The following is a 22,220-nucleotide window of genomic DNA, read 5'->3' on the forward strand; positions in this document are numbered from 1 at the left end:
GGATGGTGATCAGAAGCGAGGCGCATCGTCGCTGCCGAAGAGCGTGACGCGCTGGACCTCGGTCGCCCAAGCCGTGAACTCGTACATCGGGATCGCGGTCGTCAGCTCTGTCTGTGTCGCGATCACGGACAGGCCGTCGGTGTTGCGCCGTCCCCATGCGGTCCGCACGGTCGGGGCGTCGGACGCCTGCGCCGCCGCGGTGAGGACGGAGGGGTCGAACGCACCAGCCGTCACACCGTCACCGATGCCCCCGACGAAGTCGGCGAGTGGAGTGGGTCCGGTCTCCGTGTCCACACGGTTGAGCACGGAAGCGATCACTTCCGGGAACGTCGTGCGGAGCTGCGCCCGGGTCTCGGACCACATCCGCTCCGCGACCGCGCTCCCGACGCCGGATGCCGTGACCGAGTCGGCGAACCGAGTCAGGATCGAACCAGGTCCGGACGAGGTCTCGCGGAGCAGTGCGCGGGCGTCACCACGGAGCCGCTGTCCTTCCGGTCCGACGACGCTCGCGGCGCTCTCGAGCGCTGCGTTCCACGGCGCATCGAGCCAGCGCACCCGGAACAGGTGGTCACGGATCGTCAGAGCAGCTGAAGCGATCGCCGCGCTGTCCACCTGGACCGACCCGACAGCGACGCTGAGCGGCAGCGGCGCCCCGAGCCTGATCGGTCGATCGCTCGTCGTCGTGCCCTCGCCGAGCGGACGTTCCAGGACACCGCCGATGATCGCCGACCACGCGAGGAACTGCCCGTACGCGTCGGTGGTGCGCTTCAGGTCGCGGACGGCCTGTCGGAGGTTGCTCCGAGCTGCCTCTGCCTGCGACGCCGCAGCGTCCCGGGCATTGAGGATCCGGAACAGCTCTCGCTGGTTGCGGGCGAACGTGGTGATGCCGATGACCAACCACGCGACCACGACGACCGCGGCGGTGATGCCGACGGCTTTCCAGGTGAGCACGTCCGTCCAGCGGAGCACTCCGAGCACCACGAGGACGACGACCATGCCGATCGTCATCAACCGCAGTGCCCGCGCGAACCGTTGCTGGGCACGGATCGCGCTGTCGTCCACGTCGGTCGTCCCCCCGGTGCGCAGCAGGTCGAGGAGCTCACGCACCTCCTGGGCAGTCCGCGTCACCGCACCCCCCAGGGGCTCTGCCACCTGGGTTGCGAAACTCGTGCGCTGTAGGGCCGTCCACTCTCGAAGACGCCCGAGCGTCCGCCCCGCGTCGAGGCCGAGGGCGACGTCGTCGTTCTCGGTCCGGACCAGCACCCTGTGCTGCTCGGTGATGCCGAGGACGTCGTAGCCGTCGAGCGTCGGGAGGCCGAGCGTCGGTGCAGCGTCCGTGAACCGGGTCGAACGCTGGGGAACGATCTGTGCGGGGTCCGTCACGATGGCACGTTGCGTCCCGATCGTCACCGGCGGGAGTGCCGTCACACGTTCGCCAGCGTCGGCAAGCGTGAGTGCGGCACTCGCGTAGTCAGACCACAGCGCCGACAGGTCGGTCGGGGCAAGGTGTGCTCGGGTCTCCCCCTCGTCGACGAGCACCGAGTCGATCGCCTCGGCCGCCCGCCCGAGCGCTGCCCAATCAGCAGGAGCGCCATCTGCCGAGACCCCGTTGACGACGACCGCGTACGCAGCCGGGTCAGCGCCGAACACCGCACGGTGGACGCGCGACGCAACTGCCGAGGACACCCGGTTGACGGTGCGTCGGTACCACTGCGCAGGCGCAGAACGCAGCGCAGCCCAGAGGAACCCGAAGAACATCCGGATTGCGGTCCACGCACCGATCGGTCTGGGAGCGACGGCACGGACCGTCTCACGCGGTCCGCGGAGGACGTCTGCGTGTCGACTCCAGAGCGCCTTCGCCATGGTCGACGTCGCGAGTGGGACGTCCTCGACCGCGAGGACGGCCGGGCCGCTCCCGACGGGCAGCGGCAGTCCATTGGAGGTCGAAGTCACGAGTCGTCTGAGTTCCTGCTCCGCGTCCGTGGAGTCGAGGCGTCGGAAGTACGACCGAGCGAGCCGCACGACCTCACCCGGAGCGATCGACTCGTCATCGAGTGGACCGCCGGTCACGCCGCGCCACAGTCCCGCCAGGCCGGCGAGCACCGACGCGGCGTGGGCCGCGAGCACACGGTCGTCGACGTTCGCGGTGAGCAACATCCTCCCCCGACCAGGGGCGGTGGTCTGCTCCGGTGCGACGACGACGTTGTGCCAGCCGCTCCGCGCGAGGTCGTCGGTCGTGGCGGGATCACCAGCCCGCACGATGGTCAGGCGGATCCGGGTGAGCCCAGCAGCGCTGCCGCTCGCCTCCAGTGTCTGCGCGACCTGCTGCTCGACGGCCGAAGCAACCCGCGCCTCCGTCCCGGATCGGAGCGGCAGGAGGACGACGAGCCGCACGCGCTCGATCGCACGCCCGGTGAACGCGCTCTGGAGTGGCCCGCCGCGCACGGCACCATCCTCGATGAACAGTCCATCGATCGAGAGTTCCGACACCGAGCGGGGTTCCACCCAGACGACGTCGTCCACGACACCGGCGGCCGACCAGTCGGTGAGGACTTCGCGGACGGGATCCGCCGCACCCGACGGAGCGAGGACGACGACGAGGTCCGCCACTAGAACGCACCTCCGTCCGGCACGACGACCTCGTTCGGCGCGGCCACGGGAGCAGGCCCGGACCCTGTCGGCGAAGGGCGGTGATCGCGAGCATCTTGCACGACGGCGCGGAGTTCCGCGAGTACGACGTACGCGTCCTCGGCGAGGTCCCGGAAGAACGGCGTCGCTGAGGCGGTCCCGCGATCCGGGACCCTCGCGAAGGTACCGGTGGCCGCAGGACCTGAGAATTCGGGCCCGACGTAGTTCTCACCGATGAAGGCGTGGATGCGGTCGAGCCAGGCGAGAGCTCCGTCGGCACGCTCGACCGCGGTCCGCTCGACGCCGGCGACGACGCCGTCGACGCCGGAACGGGTTCGTGGCTCCCAGACCCAGGCAGCGATCCGCTCGCGCGCAGCGGTCGTCCCGATGCCCTGCGCCGGGCCACCGTCGGTACTGGCGTCGGCCAGCGATCTCAGCAGGACGTACGGACGGAGCGGTGTGAGGTCGAAGCCCCCGCCCTCGTGGACGCGCGCGATCGCGATGAGCAATGCCTCGAGCACGGCCGGCATCCAGTCGTTCCGAGCGAGGAACCGGCTCGGCGGCGTCAGGAGCGGATTCGGGAACGGTGCCCAGGTGCTGGTCTGCGGGTCCCAGATGGTGACCGGGTCCGTGTACGGCTCGTTCGGCAGGACGATCTCCCCGGTCAGCTGGCCGATGAACCAACCCGCGACCATCGCTCGGCGTTCTTCCGGTCCCATCGGGAGCGACGCCGTGAGCGGGCGAGCCCTGCGCCACTTCCACCAGTCCGCGCGCGCCTGTGCCGGGAGCGAGCCCCACTGTGCCGCCACCGGCCCGAGGACGGAGCCGAAGACCAACGGCGAGTAGTTCGGGTAGGACCCGAATATGTCGATCCGAGTGACGCCCTCGGCGCCGGTCAGGGCGTTCGCGAAGTTGTCGACGCTCGTCGAGTCGACACGCGGGTCCTCGGAGAGGACGGAGCGGAGGGTCTCGGTGACCGTCCCCTCTTCGGCGAACGGTACGGTCGAGAACTTGTACCGGTACTCGACCTGACGCTGGTGGATGCGCTGGACGCCGACGGCGTTGACACTGACCAGGGGCCGCGCGAGCGAGAGGGCCTCACGGAACCGGGTCGCGATCTGGGTCGCGCGTTCAGTTCGTTCGAACTCGGTGGCGTTCTCGCCGCGGACGAACGACTTCAACGACGTCCGGCAGAACACGTCGAAGCTCTCGTCCGGACGGCGGACGAACGCCCTCGCACGATCGAGGACCTCTTCGACCTTCGCGTGTACCGTGAAGCGCGCAGTTGCGGGGACCTCGACGACGTCCGTCTCCGGGTTGACGGAGAACACCCGAGACCGCCAAGGGATGTCCAGCTCGACGAGGCCACGTGGGGCTTGGTCACCGCCGGTCGTCTTCCAGATGCCACGGACCGCCGACTGGACCACTGCGGAGCGCGCCGCGGGGAACGACGTGCCGATCTCCGGCTCGACTGCGCCACGAACGTCCGCCTCGTACTGTGCGGGGAACTCGGACGCGCGCGTGAGCAGCACCTCGTTGTGCGCGACGTCGAAACGCGGTGGGACGACGACGTCGTCGTCGGACGGCCACGCTCGGTACACCGTCGTCTCGAGACGAGCGAGCCCGACGCCGTCGGTGCTCGCCTCACGGTCTCGTTCGAGCAGTCGCAAGGACTCGAGGACGGCCGAACGGAGCGGCGTGACGAGGTTGCCGCGAGCATCTGCGAGGAGTGCGCCGGCGAGTTCCGCCGACTCGCTCCAGAGCACGTTCTGGTACTGCGTGCGGAACTCGACGATCAGCTCGTCGACGACGGCGGAACTGTTGGTGATCCGGCCGCGCATCGCCGCGATGCGGTCGGCGAACCGCTTCGGCACGGAGTCGATCTCGAGACGCCGTGATCCGATCTGCTCGAGGAGCGGCGCGACCGAGTTCTCGATGTAGATGTCGAGCCGTTCGAGCAGCAGCGCGGCGTACGCGAGACCGAAGGTCCCGATCGCCTCGTCGACGACGTCCGTGAGACGACGGACGAAGGACTCCTGCCACCCGTACGCCCAGCGGAAGGCGGTCTGGGACACGGCCTTGAGCGCGAGGGAACGGTTCCGCGACAGGAACCCACGAACGGTGCCGAGCCACTCCGCGGCGACGGTGTCACCGCCGTCGGCACGAGGAACCCCGTTGGCGATGTGCTGGTCCACCAGGCGAGCAGCTTCCTTCGCCGAGGCATCCCGGTCGAAGGCGGTCTCAGCGAACCAGGCCTGGACCTGCTGCGGAGTGGGTGCAGCGCCGTCCTCGGCCGGGAGGGCGAGCGCAGCGAGCACTCGGCTCCACTGCCCGTCCAGGAGGACAGACGCCTGCTGCTGCGACGACGAGGTGTCACCGCGCTGCATGTGTCCGACGACGAGCCGATCCGCCGCCGAGCGAGCGATGCGCTGTGCCGCGTACTCGCGGTAGCGCTCACGGCCCATGCCAAGGCTGGCGAACCCGAACGACCCCCACTGCAGCTTGTCCCACGACACACCCCACCCCAGCGGGTTCCGGTCGCCACCCAGTCCACCGGTGTTCGTCAGGTCGTACGCGGCGAACTGCTCAGCGGCCGTGCCGCTCGCGATCAACGCTGCCAGTCCACGCCCGAGCCCGCGGTACACGGCCTGCTGGCTGCCGTCGCCGAACAGTGTCTGCTCGGCTCCGACGAAGCGCCCGACCGGGAACACGCGCTGGAACGGGACGGCCCTGGCTGTCGACACCGTCTGCCCGAGCGCGCGGAGCACGTCCACGTCGTGGTCGCGCGCTGCGCCCGACTGCGCTGCGACGATCTCGCCGAGCATCGCGAGGGAGTTGCTCCGGACCCCGGACCTGGCCGGTTCGGGCAGCCCGTCGAAGATGTCGGCAGACACCATGAACATGCCGACGAGTTCGGGCTCGAGGTTCGGGAGGAGTCCGAGGATCCGTGCGACGTCCAGTGCCATCGACGCTCCGGCGCCGCCGGCCATGGACGACACGAGCAGCACGATGGGCGGGTCGTTCGGCGAGAAGTCCCCCAGCCCGGGCACACGCTGGCTGAGTGCCGTCATCTCGGCGTTGGTCTCGAGACGGTAGAGCTCCGTCCACGCTCGCTGCAACCCCGCGCGGACGTCCTCCGTCCGGCTCAGGGCGATCATCCGGCCCACGGCCCGGTACTGTCCGGCACCCTGTGAGATCGCCACGGGCACCTCGCCCGGAGCACGCGGTGCCCACGTCCCGATGTCACCGAGAGCGTCCGCCGAGCGGAGACGCTCGCTGATCCCCTCGTCGAGCACCGAGTACCCGACGCCGGTCGCACCGGTGCCGATGTACTGGCCGCCGAGGTCCGGCACCGTCGGGAGCGGTTTCGCCTCGGCGTTCGCGGCGACCGGGACGTCGACCTGGACGAACTGCCACCCGGCGGGCAACGACTCGATGCCGTGGCGCGCGAGGTCGGACTGCAGTTGGTCCATCAGGTACGACAGCGTTGCGCCACCGGAACCGCCGCAACCGACGATGAGGAACTTCTTCATGCGACTTCCGTTTCTGCGGTGGTCGGATCGAGCAAGGTGGTGGAGGACGACGAGGTCATCGGCGAGGGCCGTCCTCGAAGCCGAATCCGAAGCCGACGTCGTCGCCTCCGGACTGCGAGGGTGGTGGGGTGCTCTCAGCAGGTCTGTCCGCTGGCGGCGCACCGGTCCCGAAGCCGAGCGACGACACGTCGGCCCTCCCGGTGCTCACCCCGGCGAGGGCGTGCTCGACATCGGGCATCTCGCCGGCTGCGTCGCGGAGCCGGTCCAACACCTCGGGCAGACGGTCACGGATCGAGTCCGCGATCGCGGTCCGCACCGAGTCGGGCGCGCCCGACCCGACGAACGCGACGACCTCTGCTGTCCCCGCGCTCGATCCGACCGGCGCCAGGACAACCCAGTGCCCTTGGATCGCGAGCGGGAGCCATGCTCGCAAGCCACCGCCGAGCCGGATCGACGCGGGTGCGACGTCCGACGCGGCCGCGGAACCCGGCTCGGTCGCGATCACGAAACCCGCGGTGAACGGGGACCTGCTCGGACGGGCGCGGAGCGACAGCCCGGCGACGACGAGCGACCTCGCGTTGCGGCCCGAGATCGTCTGCATGGTGGTGAAGTCCGTCGGCCGGAACGCGAACGGGACACCGTCACGCATGACCCTGCCGTCGACGACCGTGACGGACGACCTCTGGGACAGCAGTCCGCCGGACGGCATCCGCGCCACGAGGAACGACGCGAGGTACAGCAGAGCGAGCGGGATCCCGGGGCCGGCGATGAGCGCCACCACGAGCGCCAGGAGGAAGTTCGCTTCGTTCAGCGGGCGACGAAGGTCCGCCGTGAACGACACGTTCGTCGTCAAGGGCTCGCCGGCTCCGTCCGCTGACGCGATCCGGACGGGGAAGGTTCCGTTCACCGTCCCGTTCTGTGACTCGTCGAAGGTCAGGGTCACTTCCAGCGGTCGGCCGCTCTTCGACGCACGCACGCACGTCGACGAGCTGTCGTGCGCCTCTGCTGTGACGGCGACGTCGCCGGTGTCCGACGGGGCGGCTGCGATCTTCGGTTCACCAGAGATCCAGGCGCACCCGGAACCGGTCACCCTGAGCACGGCGGTCGCGGAAGTCTCGCCGTCGAGGGTGCCGAAGTCGACGGAGTCGGTGACCTCGGGGAACTGCGATGGTGCGAGGACCGACACCGGCACACGGACCACTGCCGGTGCCAGGGTCGTTCCCTCGTGGACCACGGTCGTCCCGTCGAGGACCGGAGCCGTCGTGAGGTCGAGGCGCATCTCAACGGTGCCGGCGCCGAGGTCGAGACCAGTCGGTTCCGCGGTGATCGGGCCGGAGAGGTGTTCCTTGTCGGCCGCGTCGAGCACCGTCTGACGATGCCCGGCCTCGTCCGCGAGGATCGCCGTCAGGGTTGCCGTTCCTCGTACCGACGACGGCGGCACTTCCTCGCCGTCACCGTCCGCGATGCCGAAGGTGCCGGGCCAGGCGTCCTGGAGGTGCACCCGCGCGGCGGACGATCCGGACCACGTCGGCACCAGGTCGCTCGAGATGTGGATGTTCGTCCGGGAGCGCTTGTCCGCTGACGTGCCGGCGGGGTCGATGAAGACGACCTTCCAGAGGCCGGCCCAAGCGGTGGCTCCGTCGGCGCGCGAGATGTCGATCGACACCGCGGAGTTCGACTCCCAGGTGTAGCTCGCCGTCCCGCCGGGGACTGCCACCCGGGCCTCGGTCCCGACGGCGGACCGAGGCAGTTGAACCGGTTTTCCGTCAGGTCCGACGATGTCGACGTCGACGGCGTCGACATCAGCTGCGGCGAGCACGTGGACATCGGGAGTGGAGTCGTCGAGCACGAAGTCGTGCGCCTGATCGGTGCAGTACGAGACCTGGCAGATGCCGGATTCCTGGGACAACGGCGCTTGGCCGGGCGTGCTCAGCGCATCGAACGCGAAGAGCAGGTTGTCGATGTCGGAAGCGAGCGTGAACGAACCGGGGATCGGATCGTTGATGGAGCCGCACGTGGTCTTCGGCGACGCGCTGCTGCCCGTCGCGATCGCTTCCAGCTGCGCGAAGTCGTTGGCCGGTGCTCCAGACGACTCGAGACCGATCGCGAAGGTCGTGACGCCCGAGGAGCGGAGCTGGTCCGCGAGCCCGCCGGCCCGGCAGAGGTCCTTGTCCGCGGCGGCGGTCGCTTCGTCGACGCCGGACTGGGACGTCAGTTCGACGCCGGGCGCGAACGGCTTCGTCGTGCCGTAGGAGTCCTGCGCTGACTGCGTGCCCCGGACGACGTACTCGGCCTTGCCGTCGGTGAACCAGGCGATGGCCTGACAGCTGGTGCCGCTCCGCGACGATGCGCGAGCAGCGAGGTCACCGCGTGCGCCGTCGAGCGCCGACCAGTAGTCGGTCTCGAAACCGTCGTCGGCGTCGGCGAGCCCGGCGACCGTGTCCGCAACCGTCGAGACGGACTTCCCGTCGAGCGCTGTCCAGCCACCGACGTCCGCGTAGTTCGTGCTGAAGCGCGCAACACGGACTGCGATGTCGGAGCCGGTCTGGTCCGCGAAGCGTCCGAGCTGTCGGACGAGGTACTGCGCCGCCTGCACCCGGTCGTCGTCGGCGTCTGACTGCTTGAGGCTGCCACTGTCGTCCATCAACAGGAGCAGGTCTCCGGAGCCGCCCCCGGCGATGCACCCGCCGAAGTCCGTCACGGCCGCATCCGGTGACGACGTGGTCGAGGTAGAAGCAGGCGTCGCTCCGGACGCCGGGGCGACGGCGCCGACGAACGGCGTGGCGACGACGGCTCCGGTGATGAACACCGCGGCGAGCGCGGTCATCAGGCGGCGCCCCGTGCGCCGGGACGTCGACTGGTTCACAGGTGCCCGATCCACTGTGCGATGCGGAGGGCCGCGAGGAGCACGCCGGCGACCAGGACGATGAGTGCAGCCCAGGAGGCGACGACACCCGCGGTGGTGGCTGCGTAGAACGGGCGTGCACGCGCGCTGGTGTCTCGCAGTCGGAAGAACGCGTACAACCCGATCCCGACCGGTCCGGCGAGCGCCCAGGCGATGATGGCCATCGCCGGCTGCGTTCCGAACACGACCGCGATGGCGATCGCGATGACGCCGACCGCGATGGCGATGTACAGGAGTCCCGCTGGAGTCCGAGCAACCGGGAGCTCCGCAGAGGTGACGGGGCCGTCGAACCCGGTCCCCGACGGGTCCCGACGAGCGGATGCCCCTTGTTCCGTCGGACTCGAGAATCCGAACGGGTCGTCCGCGCTCATCGTGGTTCCTCCCCTGCGCATCGGTGCGCCGTGCGTGTCATGCGATCCCCCGTGGTCGTCCGCGGTCTGCTCAGTTGCCAGACGACACGATTGCGATGAAGAAGAGGATGTTGAACGGTAGCGCGATGTAGCCGAGGATCAGCGCCGCGAGTGCGATGCCGCTGCCGCGCTGCGGACGCGTCCGGCACTGCCACCGCGCGATGTGTCCGAAGACGACGGCGAGCCACCCTGCGCCGAGCAGGGAGACGATCAGCGCCGCGATGGCCAAGCCGTTGGTCCCCGGTGCGCCGACCCTGCGCGCCGCGGGTGCGTGGACGGGGGCCGCGTACTGCGGCGTCGGCCGGAACGCAGGCCGCTGCGGCGCGGACGGCGGCGACTGCGTCGGGTACTTCGGTGCCGCCGCTGGTCGCTGGACCGGCTTCGGCGGGCGAGTCGCCGTCTGCGCACGTGGCGGAGCGCCTGCGCCCGCTGGTGTGCTCCCGACAGGAGCCGGTGCATCGCGGAGCGCGGTGCCGCACACCGAGCAGAACCTCATGTCCGAAGGCGCAGTGGTGGCGCACTCAGGGCATTGCTTCACAGAGACTCCTCGGGGACGGATGTGTCCTGATCCTGACACGTACTCAGGACATTCCGCACTCCTCGACACGCCCCCCGATCGGGTTGAGGCGGTGAGTGCGCGAGAAGTGCGGGAAACCGACGGTCGGATCGTGCCGGACGGAACTCACCACCTCAACACGAACCGCCCCCGCGTCCCCCCAGCCTCCAACCGCTCATGCGCCTCCACAGCCCGCGCAGCCGGCAGCACCTCGGCCACCCGCGGCGTCAACGTCCCACTCTCCACCGCATGCCGCAGTTGCTCGAGCTTGTCGAACGACCGGTACTCCGAGAACACCATCACCTGCACGAACTCGATGCCACGAGCCCCGTTGCCCTGCCACCCCCGCACGTCGAAGAAGACTCCCCCGTCGCGAACCGCGTCCACGACCTCATCGCGCTGTACGGCAGCATCGGCGAGCGCATCGGCCCCGTCCGGCACGAGCTCCCGGACAGCGGAGGCGAAGGAAGCACCTCGCGGCACCACGTGGTCCGGCCCGAGCGACCGCACGAGGGCTTCGTCGGCCGGAGCCGCATCCGCGATCACGGTCAGCCCGGCGGCCTTCGCAAGCTGCACCACGTAGTTCCCGAGCAGCCCGGCAGCCCCGGTCACGGCGAGCGTCTGCCCCGGCTCGAGCGAGGCGTGCGACAGGATCTGCAACGCCGTCAGCCCGTTCATCGGCACCGTGGAGGCGAGCGGAAGAGACGTCCCACGAGGGATCCGCGTGAACGACCCCACCGGCGCGACGAGCTCCTGCACGTAGGCGCCACCGTGGGCACTGAGCGGCAGCGCCATCGCCATGACCTCGTCGCCGACCTGCCATCCGGTGACGTCGGGCCCGACCTCGTCGATGACGCCGGCGGCGTCCATCCCCGGCACGTACGGCGGCGAGGCCTGCGAGCTGTCCCGCTGCCCGGCACGCACCCCCGTGTCGGTCGGGTTCACGGCGAACGCCTGCACCCGGATCCGCACGGACCCCGCACCGGCGTGCGGCTCCGGCACCTCGTGGACGGCGAGGGCCTCGGGCCCTCCGAACTGTTCGACTCCGACGACCTGCATCCTCCCGGTCTACGCGCACGTTGCTTGACGCAACCTGACGCGACCACCCCACGGTCTGGAGGCCCGGCACCACCCCGCCCCGCGCCTCCCGCCCGTCAGGGGGTGCGGTCCACGGCACGTGGTGCGCCATGCTGGCACCGTGCGTCTCGACGAACTCCTCACCCGGTCCGACGGTCCTGCGATCGCCGAGGAGCTCGCCGCCCTCCGTCGACCCGCCCGGTACGTCCTCGAGGGCATCCACCAGGAGTCCCGGCAGAAGTACTGGCAGTTCCGCATCGACATCGACGAGGCCGCGCAGACCTGGACTCTCGTGCGCCAGCGGGCCAAGCCGGTCTCCTACCGCGAGGGCGTGCTGCACGACCCCGACGACGGTCCGGACGAGATCTCGTTCGCCCGGAGAATGGCCTCCGATCCCGTCGTCCGGATGGCCGTGCCCGACCTGATGCTCCGATGGGGTCGCGGCCCCGAGAGCTTCCACCCGATCTTGGTCCAGCACATCGGCGAGCACTCGATCCTGGTGACCTTCGAGCACCGCGGGAACCCAGCGACCCGCGCGACACTCGTGATCGACGAACGCGACGGCATCGCCCGCCGCTTGTCGGAGTACGGCGAGGACACGATCATCACGAGCGTGCGGACCGCCGAGCCGGACGAGGTCCTGCCCCGCGCCCGCTTCGTGCAACCGACGGACTGGATCCGCCCGCAGTACTGAGTCGTGACGGTTCCGGTTCACGATCCCCGACGATCGCGAACCAGAACCGTCACCGGCCGGAAACCGAACCACCTCCCCCGCCAGCACCATCCCCCGATCGGACGATGCCGAGACCACCGCCCCGGTCGATCCCCCACGGCCACCCGGCGGCGAAGCTGGACCCATGCCCGAGTCCCCCGCCATCGAGGTCCAGCACCTCGGCAAGCAGTACGCCACCGGCAAACGTGCCGTGGACGACGTCTCCTTCACGATCGAACGGGGCGAGACCTTCGCGCTCCTCGGCCCGAACGGTGCCGGCAAGTCCACGACGGTCGAGATCCTCGAGGGGTACCGCTCCCGCACCGCCGGCGAGGTCCGCGTCCTCGGCCACGACCCGGCACGGACGAGCCGCAGCCACAACGCACGCATCGGCATCGTCCTGCAGACCAGCGTGGAGTCCCCGAACGTCACCGTCGCCGAGCAGCTGAACCACTTCGCGACGCTGTACCCGAAGCACCGCAGCGTCGAGGAGCTCCTCGGCGCTGTCGGGCTCGAGACGCAGCGCAACACCCGCATCAGTCGACTGTCGGGTGGCCAGCGCCGCCGCGTCGACGTCGCCCTCGGCATCATCGGCCGCCCCGAGGTCCTGTTCCTCGACGAACCGACCACGGGCTTCGACCCCGAGGCCCGCCGGCAGTTCTGGGACCTCCTCCGCCAGGTGCAGCACGAGGGCACGACGATCCTGCTCACCACGCACTACCTCGACGAAGCCGCCCAGCTCGCCGACCGTGCCGCGGTCATCGCCGATGGGAAGCTCCTCGACCTCGCACCCATCGGCGAGATCGGCGGCGCCGAGGCACGCACGCCCCGTGTCCGCTGGCGTGACGACGACGGCGGACACCACGACGAGCGCACGACCGACCCGACGGCGCTCATCCGCAGCAGCACCTCGCCCATGCACGACCTCGAAGTCATCCGTCCGTCCCTCGAGGACGTCTACCTCGACATGGTGGGACAGAAATGAAGACAGCGACCAGCCGCATCTCGTACGAGATCCGCACCTACTTCCGCGCTCCCGACGCGGTCTTCTTCACCTTCCTGTTCCCGATCATCATGCTGGCGCTGTTCTCGGTGGCGTTCTCCGGCGCCGCCGACATCCAGGCCGGCCCCGACGTCAGCGTCGACTACGCCACCTACTACCTGCCCGGCCTGGTGGCGACGGGCATCCTGCTCTCCGGCACGCAGTCCCTCGGCGTCGACATCGCCACCGAGCGCAGCGACGGCACGCTGAAGCGTCTCGGCGGCACACCGCTGCCCGTCCTGTCGTACTTCGTCGGCAAGATCGGCATGGTCCTCGTCACCACGCTCGTGCAGACCGCACTGCTGCTGGCGATCGCGAGCCTGGTGTTCGGCGTCGACCTGCCGACCGACGCGCGCAACTGGGGTGTCTTCGCCGGGGTGATGGTCCTCGGCATCGCCACCAGCTGCGTCCTCGGCATCGCAGTCTCGGCGCTCCCCCGCGAGGGCCGACGCGCCACCGCCACCATCGTCCCGATCGTGCTGGTGCTGCAGTTCATCTCCGGCGTCTACCTGCCCTTCACGCAGCTCCCCACCTGGTTGCAGGACGTCGCGTCCGTCTTCCCCCTGCGCTGGATGGCGTCCGGCATGCGGTCCGTCTTCCTGCCCGGTGCGTTCGAGTCGGGTGAGCCGGGAGGCGCGTGGCACCTCGCCCTCGGAGCCCTCGTGTTGGCAGCGTGGCTGGTCCTGGGCACGGTGACCTGCCTGCTGACGTTCCGGTGGAACCGCAAGGACGCCTGATGGCGCCCCGCTGGTGGGATGCTGGGCACATGAACGGTGAGACGTGGATGCGCAACCGGTGGTTGCACGTCTTCTTCGCGGCCACGATGCTCCTCACCGCCGTGATCACCGTGTTCGGGTGGTCCCCGTGGTCGATCCGCTGGCCCGCCTACACCGCGGTCGTGGTGCTCGTCGTCGCCTACGCCGCGTTCGGCCACCGCGGCTACGACAGCCCCCGTGCCGCCGCGGCCTTCCTGCCGCTGGTCCTCGTCGCCGCCCTGGTGCTGCCCGCCATCGTGCCGAGCACCGCGTTCGTGCAGTGCATCGCGTTCCCGCTCGTCTGGGTGCAGTCCGAACGGGTCCGCACCGCCGTCCTGCTCTCGGTCGCGGTCGGCGTCGCGAGCGGCATCGGCCTGCAGGTCTCCGGCGGCCCGGACGCCCTCGTCAGCACCCTGCTCATCGAGGGCATCAGCGTGATCGGTGCCTGCGCGATGGGCGTGTGGATCTCGAGCGTCGCCGGCCTGTCCGAGGAGCGCCGCCAGCTCCTCGACGAACTCCGCGCCACCCAGCAGTCCCTCGCCGATGCCCACCGCAGCACGGGCGTCGCGAGCGAACGGGAGCGCCTGGCCCGCGAGATCCACGACACCGTCGCGCAGAACCTCGCCGGCATCGTCATGCTCACCGAACGTGCCCGCAAGGACCTGGCGAACGACCGCGGTGCCGCACTCGACGAACGGCTGGCGGTCCTCGAGGAGTCGGCACGAGCGGCGCTCGAGGACTCCCGCGCCCTCATCGCCGCCGGGGTCGCCGGAGCCACGAGCGGCAGTCTGGCCGGAGCCCTGCACCGCCTGGCCGAGCGCTACACCCGCGAGACCGGCACGCCCGTCGCCGTCGACGCGACCGACGGCCCGCTCGACCGCGACGCCCAGGTCGTGCTGCTCCGGGTCGTCCAGGAGTCCCTCGCGAACATCCGTGCGCACGCCGACGCCGGCTCCGTCCGCATCGTCCTGCGGCACGCGCCCGATCACGTCGGCGTCCGCGTCATCGACGACGGCGTCGGGTTCGACACCGGCCTCCCGACGGCCGGACATGGTCTCCGGGGACTCCACGAACGGTTGTCGCTCTCCGGCGGCGCCTGCACGATCACGAGCACCCCGGGCGGCGGCACCGTCGTCGACGCGAGCCTGCCCACCGGACCCGAGCCGAGCCTCCCGGCCGTCGATCGTCACCCCGTGGCAGAGGTGACCCGGTGATCCGCGTCGTGGTCGCCGACGACCACCCGATCGTCCGGTCGGGCATCGTGGCCCTCCTGCAGGACGCCGACGACGTCGAGGTCGTCGGCCAGGCCAGCGACGGCCGCGCCGCGGTGACGGTGGTACTGGCCGAACGTCCCGACGTCGTGCTCATGGACCTCCGGATGCCCGTGCTCGACGGCGATGCGGCGACGGCGGAGATCCTCGCCGCCGACCCCGGCGTTCGCGTCCTGATCCTGACCACGTACGAGTCGGACGACCAGATCCTCGCAGCCATCGAGGCCGGCGCCACCGGCTACCTGCTCAAGGCCGCCCCCGAGTCCGAGATCCTCGCCGGCGTCCGGGCGACCGCACGGGGCGAGACGGCGCTGGCCCCCTCGGCTGCCGCAGCACTCGTCCGCCGAGCAACGGGCACGCTCCCCGCCGCGGCCGGCCCGTCGCTGACCCCGCGCGAGCTCGACGTCCTGCGCCTCGTCGCCCAGGGCAACAGCAACCCGGCGATCGGCCGCGCCCTGTTCCTCAGCGAGGCCACGGTCAAGACGCACCTCGGCCACGTCTTCGAGAAGCTCGGCGTGAACGACCGCACCCGCGCCGTGACCCGGGCGATGGAGCTCGGTCTGCTCCCCTGATCAGCGCTGCTGCCGGGCGCCGTCGGTGAGACCAACGAACGCGTTCACTCCGTCGACAGCACCCCGAACGACCACCGCGGTGCGCTCCGGACGCAGGGTGATCGTTCCGTCACCGCTCTGCCTCGTCAGCGCACCGACACCCGGTACGAACAGCCCGTGGACGCCCTTCCCGGCCTGGTGGCTCCAGCCGTTCACCGACCGCCACCGAGGTTCCGTCCAGGCACGCCGGAACCACGCGACGTCGCTCGGGCAGGGACCGGATCGGTCTTCGTACTGCGCCGTCGTGATCGTGACCGGCTCACCGAAGCCGACCGATTCGACGGGGTCGACGTCGAGCCACCGGAGCAGGTGTGCCACGAGGGATCCTGGACGAACGACACCGAGCGACTCCGAACCGTCCTCGTGTCCGGCACGCACGACGCACTTCTGGCCCTGCATCCAGCACGCCCAGCGCAGTGGCGGAGCGTCGCTCGCGGGGTCACTCGACTCGACGACGAGGAGCGCATCGTGATCGACCACCGGGCCGACGAGTTCGTGGCCCTTGTCGGTGAGGCCACCGAAACGCCCGACGAACCCGAGCTCTCGCGCGGCGACCCCGGTCTCCGAGCGTCGCGCCACTGCCGGCACCATGCCGCGCTCCCGGAACCGCACGAGCTGGTCGAGCACTCCGACTGGAGTGCGCCACGGAAGGGTCGCACCCGGGCCGGCGGCTGCGGCTGCGGCTGCGGCGAGCGCGCGGTTCCCGGTCGACGGATCGTCGAGGGGACGGAGCCACCGCGAATCGAGCAGCCCGTCGACGACCGCGGCGGCTCCAGGCCAGTCACGGGCCGAGCACTCGACCGCGACCCGGACCCGTACATCGCGGAGGATCCGGAGATCACTGATGACGACGTCGTCCGGTTCGGGCAGGGCGACGAGGACGCGGTCGTCCGCGGATTCGAGGACCAGGGCGTCCGGTCGGTCCCCGAGTCGCAGGGTCATCCCGACAGCGGGATCACCAGAGAAGGACCGCACGTCGATGGACACCGCGTGGTCGTCGCGCTCAAGCCGGATGCCCGGTTCGACCGGACGGGCCGTCCACCCTTCCGGCACCTCGAACACGAGACCGTCGACGATGGCCAGTGCATCCCAGCGGACGTCAGGCCAGGGGTCCCACGGCACGTGCCGGGTCATCGGCGAGCCGCCCGTCGCGACCACCGCGGTGTCGCCCACCGAGCCCCGCCGAACAGCAACCACATCCCGAGCACGCCGCACAGCACGAACGCCACCATCAGGACGAGGGCGAGCACCACAGGCCCGTTGAAGCAGAACGCCGCGACGCCCTCGCAGGCGAGCGCCAGCCCGAGCCAGAACAAGCCGAAGGGCATCGCCGGCGTGCTGCGTCGCATCCACGACCGCCAGAGTCCGGCGTACGCCAGTCCGCCGAGGACGACGAACACCCCGCCGATCGCGATCAGCCAGATCGGTGCACTCACGCTCGACTCCCCCGGTTCTCCGCAACTCCCCTGCTCTGATCCTACGGCGCTGTGCACGAGCGGGGATCCCGTCCTGCAGCGCTCCTGACGGTTCTGGTTCACGATCCCCGAGGATCCCGAACCGGAACCGTCACCGCGGGAATCCCGTCCTGCGCCCCCCCCGCCGTGGACGCGACCACCGACGAAACGGGAGGCACGGTGCCTGCCCGCACCGTGCCTCCCGTCCGCTCCAGCGCGCGCCCTGCCATCGCGACGCGCGCCCGCTCAGGCCCCCGCGTCCGCCTCCTGCGACCGGACGCGGAGCACCCGCGCTGTGGGGGTCGATCCGCCGTTCGCGACCTCGAGCGAGCCCGAAGCGGCGTCCCACGCCACGGACCACGACCCGAGTGCCGTCGGGAACAGCGGCTCGACGACCACCGCCTGCCCGGCGAACGCTGGCAGCGGCAACGACACCGACGCCGACGCACCGGGCAGCGACCACACCGACAGGTACAGGGCGCCAGGGGCAGCGTGCAGGCCGAGTGCGACCCAGGGGTCCTCCCAGGCGGGCAGCCCGAGGGGCCAGACCGGCACGGACGCCTCGACGACGTCCAGGACCTGCCGGTGCGCAGCGATGGCGTCACCGACCACCGCACGCTGCGACGCCGACATCTCGTTGAGGTACCCGGACAGGTACATCCGCCCGAGCACCCCGTTCACGAGCGACAGCGTGAACAGCTCCGGGTCCATCGTCGGCGCCGGGTACGCCCAGTTCCCCGCCTGCTCGGGCAGCATCGCGGCGGGAGCGGCGGCGGCGATCGTGGCGGACAACACCGGGTCCTGCTGGTCCGACGTCGACTGCATGTGCAGGCGGGCCAGCATCGCCCCGTCGGCACGCATCGCACCCGAGGCGCAGTTCTCGATGAGCAGCGCCGGGTACCGCTCCTGCACCGCGTCGAGCCAGTCGAGCAGCGCCCGCTGGTGCTCGACCATCCCGGCGAACGGCCCGGTCATCGTGTTGTTGTCCATCTTGAAGAACGTCACGCCGAGCTCCCCGACGAGCCGGTCGACCACCGAGTCGAGGTGTGCGCGGGCCTCCGGCGAGCGCAGGTCGAGCAGGTGCCGCCCGTGCTCCGCGACCCGGACCCCGTGGTGCTCGACGAACGCGGACGACGGCAGGGTCGAGGCCAACGGCGAGTGGATGCCGATGACCTCGGGTTCGAGCCAGAGGCCGGCCTGCATGCCGCGCGCACGGATGTGGTCGATGACGAATCCGAGCCCCGTCGGGAACCGCGATGCCGCTTCCTCCCACGCTCCGACGGTGTCCCACCAGTGTCCCTCGGCGTACCAGCCGGCGTCGATGCAGAACAGGTCCGCTCCGGCGTCGGCGGCAGCGTCGATGAGCGGCAGGAGCTTCTCGGTGGTCGGGTCGCCCATGAGCGTGTTCATGTAGTCGTTGAACACCAGGGGCAGGGCACGGTCGGCCTCCCGCACGTGCCGGAACGCCCGACGCTGCCGGGTGAGCACCCCGAAGGCGTCGTCGACCGACCCGGCGATCCCGACGGACACCGGCACCGAGGTGAACGGCCGATCCGGTGTGACGACTGCGGTCCACTGGTGTTCCTGGTCGGTGGGGCCGCTCAGCAGCACGTAGGCGTGCCGCCGGGTCTCCCCGAGCTCGTACAGCCACGGCCCGTTGTGCTCGATCTGCCAGACGAGCGCGTACGGAAGCGACGCAGCGTCCTCCGCCCGCAGAACCCCGATCGGCAGCGCCTCGCCGGTCGACCACGAGCCGCGGTTCTGCACGACGGCGCGGCTGCGGGGCGGGTGGTGCTGGGCCTCCCGGTCGATCGCCGCGAGCCCGATCGACCGCAGCGGATCGGTCCGCCACCGGCTCTCCGCTGCCCAGTCGTTCTCGGCGTGCACGAGGGAGAGCTCGTCGACGGTGGCGCCCGAGTCGGTCAGGAACGCTCCGGTCGCGAACGACGACACGGAGTCGACGACGTGCTCACCGTGCTCTGCCGACACCTCGGTCCACGTCTGGAACGCGGGCACGCCGGCGCGCGCCCGGAACACCGACTCGGCCTGGAGGCCCGTGGTCGCGTCCGCCTGCACGATCCGGAACCACAGGTCGGTCCCGTCGTCGTGCACGTGGTGCGACACGGGGCGCAGTCGCGCCCCGATCGTGGAGTCCACGTGCCGGAACCCGCCCGGGAACCGCCCGTGCCCGATCGTCGTCAGCTCGACGAGCGGCTGCGGGTCGTCCGGCCCGTCGGCGAGCGTGCCACCGGCGAGCACTCCGCCGGCCGACGCTCCGCCGGCCGGCACGAACGACACGAGCGCCGCGGGCTGGTCCGCACCGACCCGGAACCGTGCCGCGAACCCGTCGGTGACCCAGTCGACGAACGTCGACCCGTCGCTCATCGCGCCCCGATCGGTGCGGGCTCGCTCGACACCCAGTCCCCGACCGTGTGGTCGTAGCAGGTGGTGTTGTCGATCTTCGTCCGGTCGAGCGGCGGCCCCGCGGTGATCCGGCGCTCGGTGCGCTCCGGGTCGGGGGCGGCCTCGGCGAGCAGCCGGGTGTAGTCGTGGTGCGGGTCGAGGATGACGGCGTCCGACGGCCCCCGCTCGACCACCCGGCCGCGGTAGAGCACGAGGATCTCGTCGGAGAAGTGCCGCGCGGTCGCCAGGTCGTGCGTGATGTAGAGCACGGCGAGCTCGTCCTCGCGCTGCAGTCGGCCGAGCAGGTTGAGCACGCTCAGGCGGATCGAGACGTCGAGCATCGACACCGGTTCGTCGGCGATGAGCACCTGCGCGCCCGGGGCGAGTGCGCGGGCGATGGCGACGCGCTGCCGCTGCCCGCCGGAGAGCTCGTGCGGCCGCCGTGACGCGAAGTCCTCGTCGAGGTTCACCCGGCCGAGCAGTTCCCGCACCTTGTCGGCGGTCTCGTCGGCGCCGCGGGCCCGGTGGTGCAGCTGCAGCGGTCGGGCGATGTGGTGCTCGATCGAGTGGAACGGGTTGAGCGAGGCGAACGGGTCCTGGAACACCATCTGCACGTGCCGCCGGTACATGCTGCCCTCGACGGGGGTGCCGTCCTCGAGCCGCACGTCGATCGAGCCGCGCGTCCGGGTCTCGAGCTTGGCGAGCATCCGCGCGATGGTGGACTTGCCCGAGCCGGACTCCCCCACGAGTGCGACGGTCCGGCCGGGCAGCAGGTCGAACGACACGTCGTCGACGGCCCGCAGGGTGGTGCGCTTCAGGCCCTTGCGGGTGTGGAAGTCCTTGCCGAGGTGGCTGACGGTCACACTGGTCATCGGTCCGTCTCCTGTGCTGCCTGGACCACGACGGCCCGGGTGTCGGTCTCGGGTTCGGCGCCGTCCTCGACCCCGGTGCGGATGAACGCGCCGCGGGCTCCGGACAGGCTCGGGAACGACTGCAGCAGCTTCCGCGTGTACGGGTGCTGCGGGTCGTGCTGGATCACGCTTGCGCGGTCGCACTCGACGACCTCGCCGCGGAGCATGATCGCGATCCGGTCGCTGATCTCGAGCAGCAGCGGCAGGTCGTGGGTGATGAACACGACGGCGAACCCGAGCTCGTCGCGCAGTCGGACGATCTCGCGCAGGATCTCCCGCTGCACGACGACGTCGAGCGCGGTGGTCGGCTCGTCCATGATCATGATCTGCGGTTCGAGCAGCATCGCCATCGCGATCATCACGCGCTGCCGCATGCCGCCGGACAGTTCGTGCGGGTACGCGGTGATGCGGGACGGGTCGACGCCGACGCGGCGCAGAGCGTCCTCGGCGATGGCCCGTCGTTCCTTGCGGGGCATGCCCTTGCGGTGTTCGACCAGGGCGTCGTCGAGCTGGGCGCGGATCGTGGTGACCGGGTTGAGCGCGTTCATGGCTCCCTGGAACACCATCGACAGCTTCGACCACCGCACGGCCCGGAGCTGCTCGTGCGGCAGGCCGAGCAGGTCGACGTCGGTTCCGTCGCGGTCGTGGAACCTGATGCTGCCCGACGTGACCTTCGCCGGCGGCCGGTGCAGCCGGGTGATGGCGTACGCCAGGGTCGTCTTGCCGCAGCCCGACTCCCCCGCGAGCCCGAGGATCTCGCCGGGCGCCAGGGTGAGCGAGACGTCCCTGACGGCGTGCACGGGGTGCTCGGTCTCGTACACGACGTCGAGGTGGTCGATGGTCAGCACGGCCGGCCGGCGGCCGTCGCCCGTGGCGCCGGAGGTGACCGGTCGTGCGGTGTCGGTGGCGCTCATCGGGCGACCCCCTTCGTGTCGTGACCGGCGGTGGCGACGCGGGCCGGGCCTCCCGAGCGGGCCGCACGCTTCGCACGACGGTCGCGCCGTCGCTGCGCACGCACGTTCGCGAGTCGCGGGTTGATGACCTCGTCGATCGAGAAGTTCACCAGGGACAGGCCCATGCCGAGCAGGGCGATGAGCAGGCCCGGCGGCACGAACCACCACCAGGCGCCGTTCGCCAGCGCGAAGCCGTTCTGGGCGTAGAAGAGCATCGTGCCGAGCGTCGAGGAGTTCGACGCCCCGAGCCCGAGGAACGACAGCCCCGCCTCCCCGAGGATCGCGGCGATCACCGCGAACACGAACTGCGACGCCAGCACCGGCAGCAGGTTCGGCAGGATCTCGACGGCGATGACCCGCCAGGGCCGTTCGCCGGCGACCCGGGCAGCGGACACGTAGTCGCGGTTGCGGATCGACATCGTCTGCGCGCGCAGCACCCGGGCGGACCCGGCCCACGACGTGATCGCCAGGACGACGGCGATGGTCCAGAGCCCGCGGGCCTCACGCGGCACCAGACCGGAGATGACGATGACCAGCGGCAGGCCGGGGATGACGAGGAACACGTTCGAGAACAGCGAGAACGCCTCGTCCATGATCCCGCCCAGGTAGGCGCCGAGGATGCCGAAGAACGCGGACAGCACCGTGGCGAGGACGCCGACGATGAGCCCGATCTGCAGGCTGCCCCGGGTGGCGAAGGCGAGCTGGGCCAGGACGTCCTGACCGGTCTGGGTGGTGCCGAGGACGTTCGAGCCGCTCGGTCCCTGCAGCCCGGTGTCGCGGATGGTGGTCGGGTCGCCGACGAGCAGCGGTCCGATCACCCCGAACAGCGTGACGCCGGCGACGAGCGCGATGCCCGTGACGAGCCAGGGGGTGAGGGTGGGGAGGAACCGACGGATGCCGCCCTTCGACGCGCGCCGGGTGGCGATCGACGTGGTGCTGTCGGCCTCCTCGGTCAGCGCGCCGATGGTGGGCTCGGTCTCCTGCTGGATGTTGGTCATG

17 protein-coding genes are annotated in these 22,220 nt (G+C 70.7%); 5 read left to right on the plus strand and 12 right to left on the minus strand.

The annotated features are described in order from the left end of the window. Positions 1-9: 9 nt before the first annotated feature. The 6 genes from DEJ21_RS13815 to DEJ21_RS13840 form a co-directional block, all read right to left on the minus strand. On the minus strand, positions 10-2,610 hold the full coding sequence (locus DEJ21_RS13815; protein WP_111224963.1) for a hypothetical protein: 2,601 nt from the start codon (positions 2,608-2,610) through the stop codon (positions 10-12). Next, positions 2,610-6,161: a tubulin-like doman-containing protein gene (locus tag DEJ21_RS13820; RefSeq protein WP_111224964.1), complete on the minus strand. Its 3,552-nt coding sequence runs from the start codon at positions 6,159-6,161 to the stop codon at positions 2,610-2,612. The genes DEJ21_RS13815 and DEJ21_RS13820 overlap by 1 nt, the downstream gene beginning before the upstream one ends. Positions 6,162-6,216: 55 nt before the next feature. Then, a complete protein-coding gene (locus tag DEJ21_RS13825) occupies positions 6,217-8,988 on the minus strand; it encodes a VWA domain-containing protein (RefSeq protein ID WP_146247792.1) in 2,772 nt (923 codons plus the stop codon). 35 nt (positions 8,989-9,023) lie between these two features. Then, entirely contained in the window at positions 9,024-9,437 is a 414-nt protein-coding gene (locus tag DEJ21_RS13830) for a hypothetical protein (RefSeq protein WP_111224966.1), read from the minus strand. A 70-nt stretch (positions 9,438-9,507) separates the two neighbouring features. Next, positions 9,508-9,705 (minus strand): DUF4190 domain-containing protein, encoded by a 198-nt coding sequence (locus DEJ21_RS18625; protein ID WP_258375073.1) that lies wholly within the window; start codon positions 9,703-9,705, stop codon positions 9,508-9,510. Between the two features lie 453 nt (positions 9,706-10,158). Then, a complete protein-coding gene (locus DEJ21_RS13840) occupies positions 10,159-11,091 on the minus strand; it encodes an NADP-dependent oxidoreductase (protein WP_111224968.1) in 933 nt (310 codons plus the stop codon). 139 nt (positions 11,092-11,230) lie between these two features. Between DEJ21_RS13840 and DEJ21_RS13845 the strand changes: the two genes are divergently transcribed. The 5 genes from DEJ21_RS13845 (at position 11,231) to DEJ21_RS13865 (ending at position 15,461) form a co-directional block, all read left to right on the plus strand. Beyond that, positions 11,231-11,803, plus strand: coding sequence for a hypothetical protein (locus DEJ21_RS13845; RefSeq protein WP_111224969.1), 573 nt, complete (start codon positions 11,231-11,233; stop codon positions 11,801-11,803). A gap of 163 nt (positions 11,804-11,966) precedes the next feature. Next, complete coding sequence (locus tag DEJ21_RS13850) at positions 11,967-12,806, plus strand: ABC transporter ATP-binding protein (protein WP_181435900.1); 840 nt, start codon at positions 11,967-11,969, stop codon at positions 12,804-12,806. Continuing rightward, positions 12,803-13,600 (plus strand): ABC transporter permease, encoded by a 798-nt coding sequence (locus tag DEJ21_RS13855; protein ID WP_111224971.1) that lies wholly within the window; start codon positions 12,803-12,805, stop codon positions 13,598-13,600. The genes DEJ21_RS13850 and DEJ21_RS13855 overlap by 4 nt, the downstream gene beginning before the upstream one ends. A gap of 29 nt (positions 13,601-13,629) precedes the next feature. Further along, positions 13,630-14,832, plus strand: a complete 1,203-nt coding sequence (locus tag DEJ21_RS13860) for a sensor histidine kinase (protein ID WP_181435901.1) — start codon at positions 13,630-13,632, stop codon at positions 14,830-14,832. Then, complete coding sequence (locus DEJ21_RS13865; RefSeq protein WP_111224973.1) at positions 14,829-15,461, plus strand: response regulator transcription factor; 633 nt, start codon at positions 14,829-14,831, stop codon at positions 15,459-15,461. The genes DEJ21_RS13860 and DEJ21_RS13865 overlap by 4 nt, the downstream gene beginning before the upstream one ends. Here the strand turns inward: DEJ21_RS13865 and DEJ21_RS13870 are convergent, their stop codons facing one another. The 6 genes from DEJ21_RS13870 to DEJ21_RS13895 all read right to left on the minus strand — a co-directional run bounded on the left by DEJ21_RS13870 (position 15,462) and on the right by DEJ21_RS13895 (position 22,219). Next, positions 15,462-16,673: a hypothetical protein gene (locus DEJ21_RS13870; protein ID WP_111224974.1), complete on the minus strand. Its 1,212-nt coding sequence runs from the start codon at positions 16,671-16,673 to the stop codon at positions 15,462-15,464. Continuing rightward, positions 16,631-16,936: a hypothetical protein gene (locus DEJ21_RS13875; protein ID WP_111058151.1), complete on the minus strand. Its 306-nt coding sequence runs from the start codon at positions 16,934-16,936 to the stop codon at positions 16,631-16,633. The genes DEJ21_RS13870 and DEJ21_RS13875 overlap by 43 nt, the downstream gene beginning before the upstream one ends. A gap of 264 nt (positions 16,937-17,200) precedes the next feature. Beyond that, positions 17,201-19,339 carry a glycoside hydrolase family 36 protein gene (locus DEJ21_RS13880; protein WP_111224975.1) on the minus strand — a complete coding sequence of 713 codons (2,139 nt, stop codon included), beginning with the start codon at positions 19,337-19,339 and terminating at the stop codon, positions 17,201-17,203. After that, positions 19,336-20,229 (minus strand): ABC transporter ATP-binding protein, encoded by an 894-nt coding sequence (locus DEJ21_RS13885; RefSeq protein ID WP_111224976.1) that lies wholly within the window; start codon positions 20,227-20,229, stop codon positions 19,336-19,338. The genes DEJ21_RS13880 and DEJ21_RS13885 overlap by 4 nt, the downstream gene beginning before the upstream one ends. Then, positions 20,226-21,182 (minus strand): ABC transporter ATP-binding protein, encoded by a 957-nt coding sequence (locus DEJ21_RS13890; RefSeq protein WP_111224977.1) that lies wholly within the window; start codon positions 21,180-21,182, stop codon positions 20,226-20,228. Before DEJ21_RS13890 ends, DEJ21_RS13885 begins: the two co-directional genes overlap by 4 nt. Beyond that, a complete protein-coding gene (locus tag DEJ21_RS13895) occupies positions 21,179-22,219 on the minus strand; it encodes an ABC transporter permease (protein ID WP_111023919.1) in 1,041 nt (346 codons plus the stop codon). Before DEJ21_RS13895 ends, DEJ21_RS13890 begins: the two co-directional genes overlap by 4 nt. Between the last annotated feature and the right edge of the window lies 1 nt (position 22,220).

It is taken from the genome of Curtobacterium sp. MCSS17_006 (genome assembly GCF_003234215.1).
Taxonomy (GTDB): Bacteria; Actinomycetota; Actinomycetes; order Actinomycetales; family Microbacteriaceae; genus Curtobacterium; species Curtobacterium flaccumfaciens.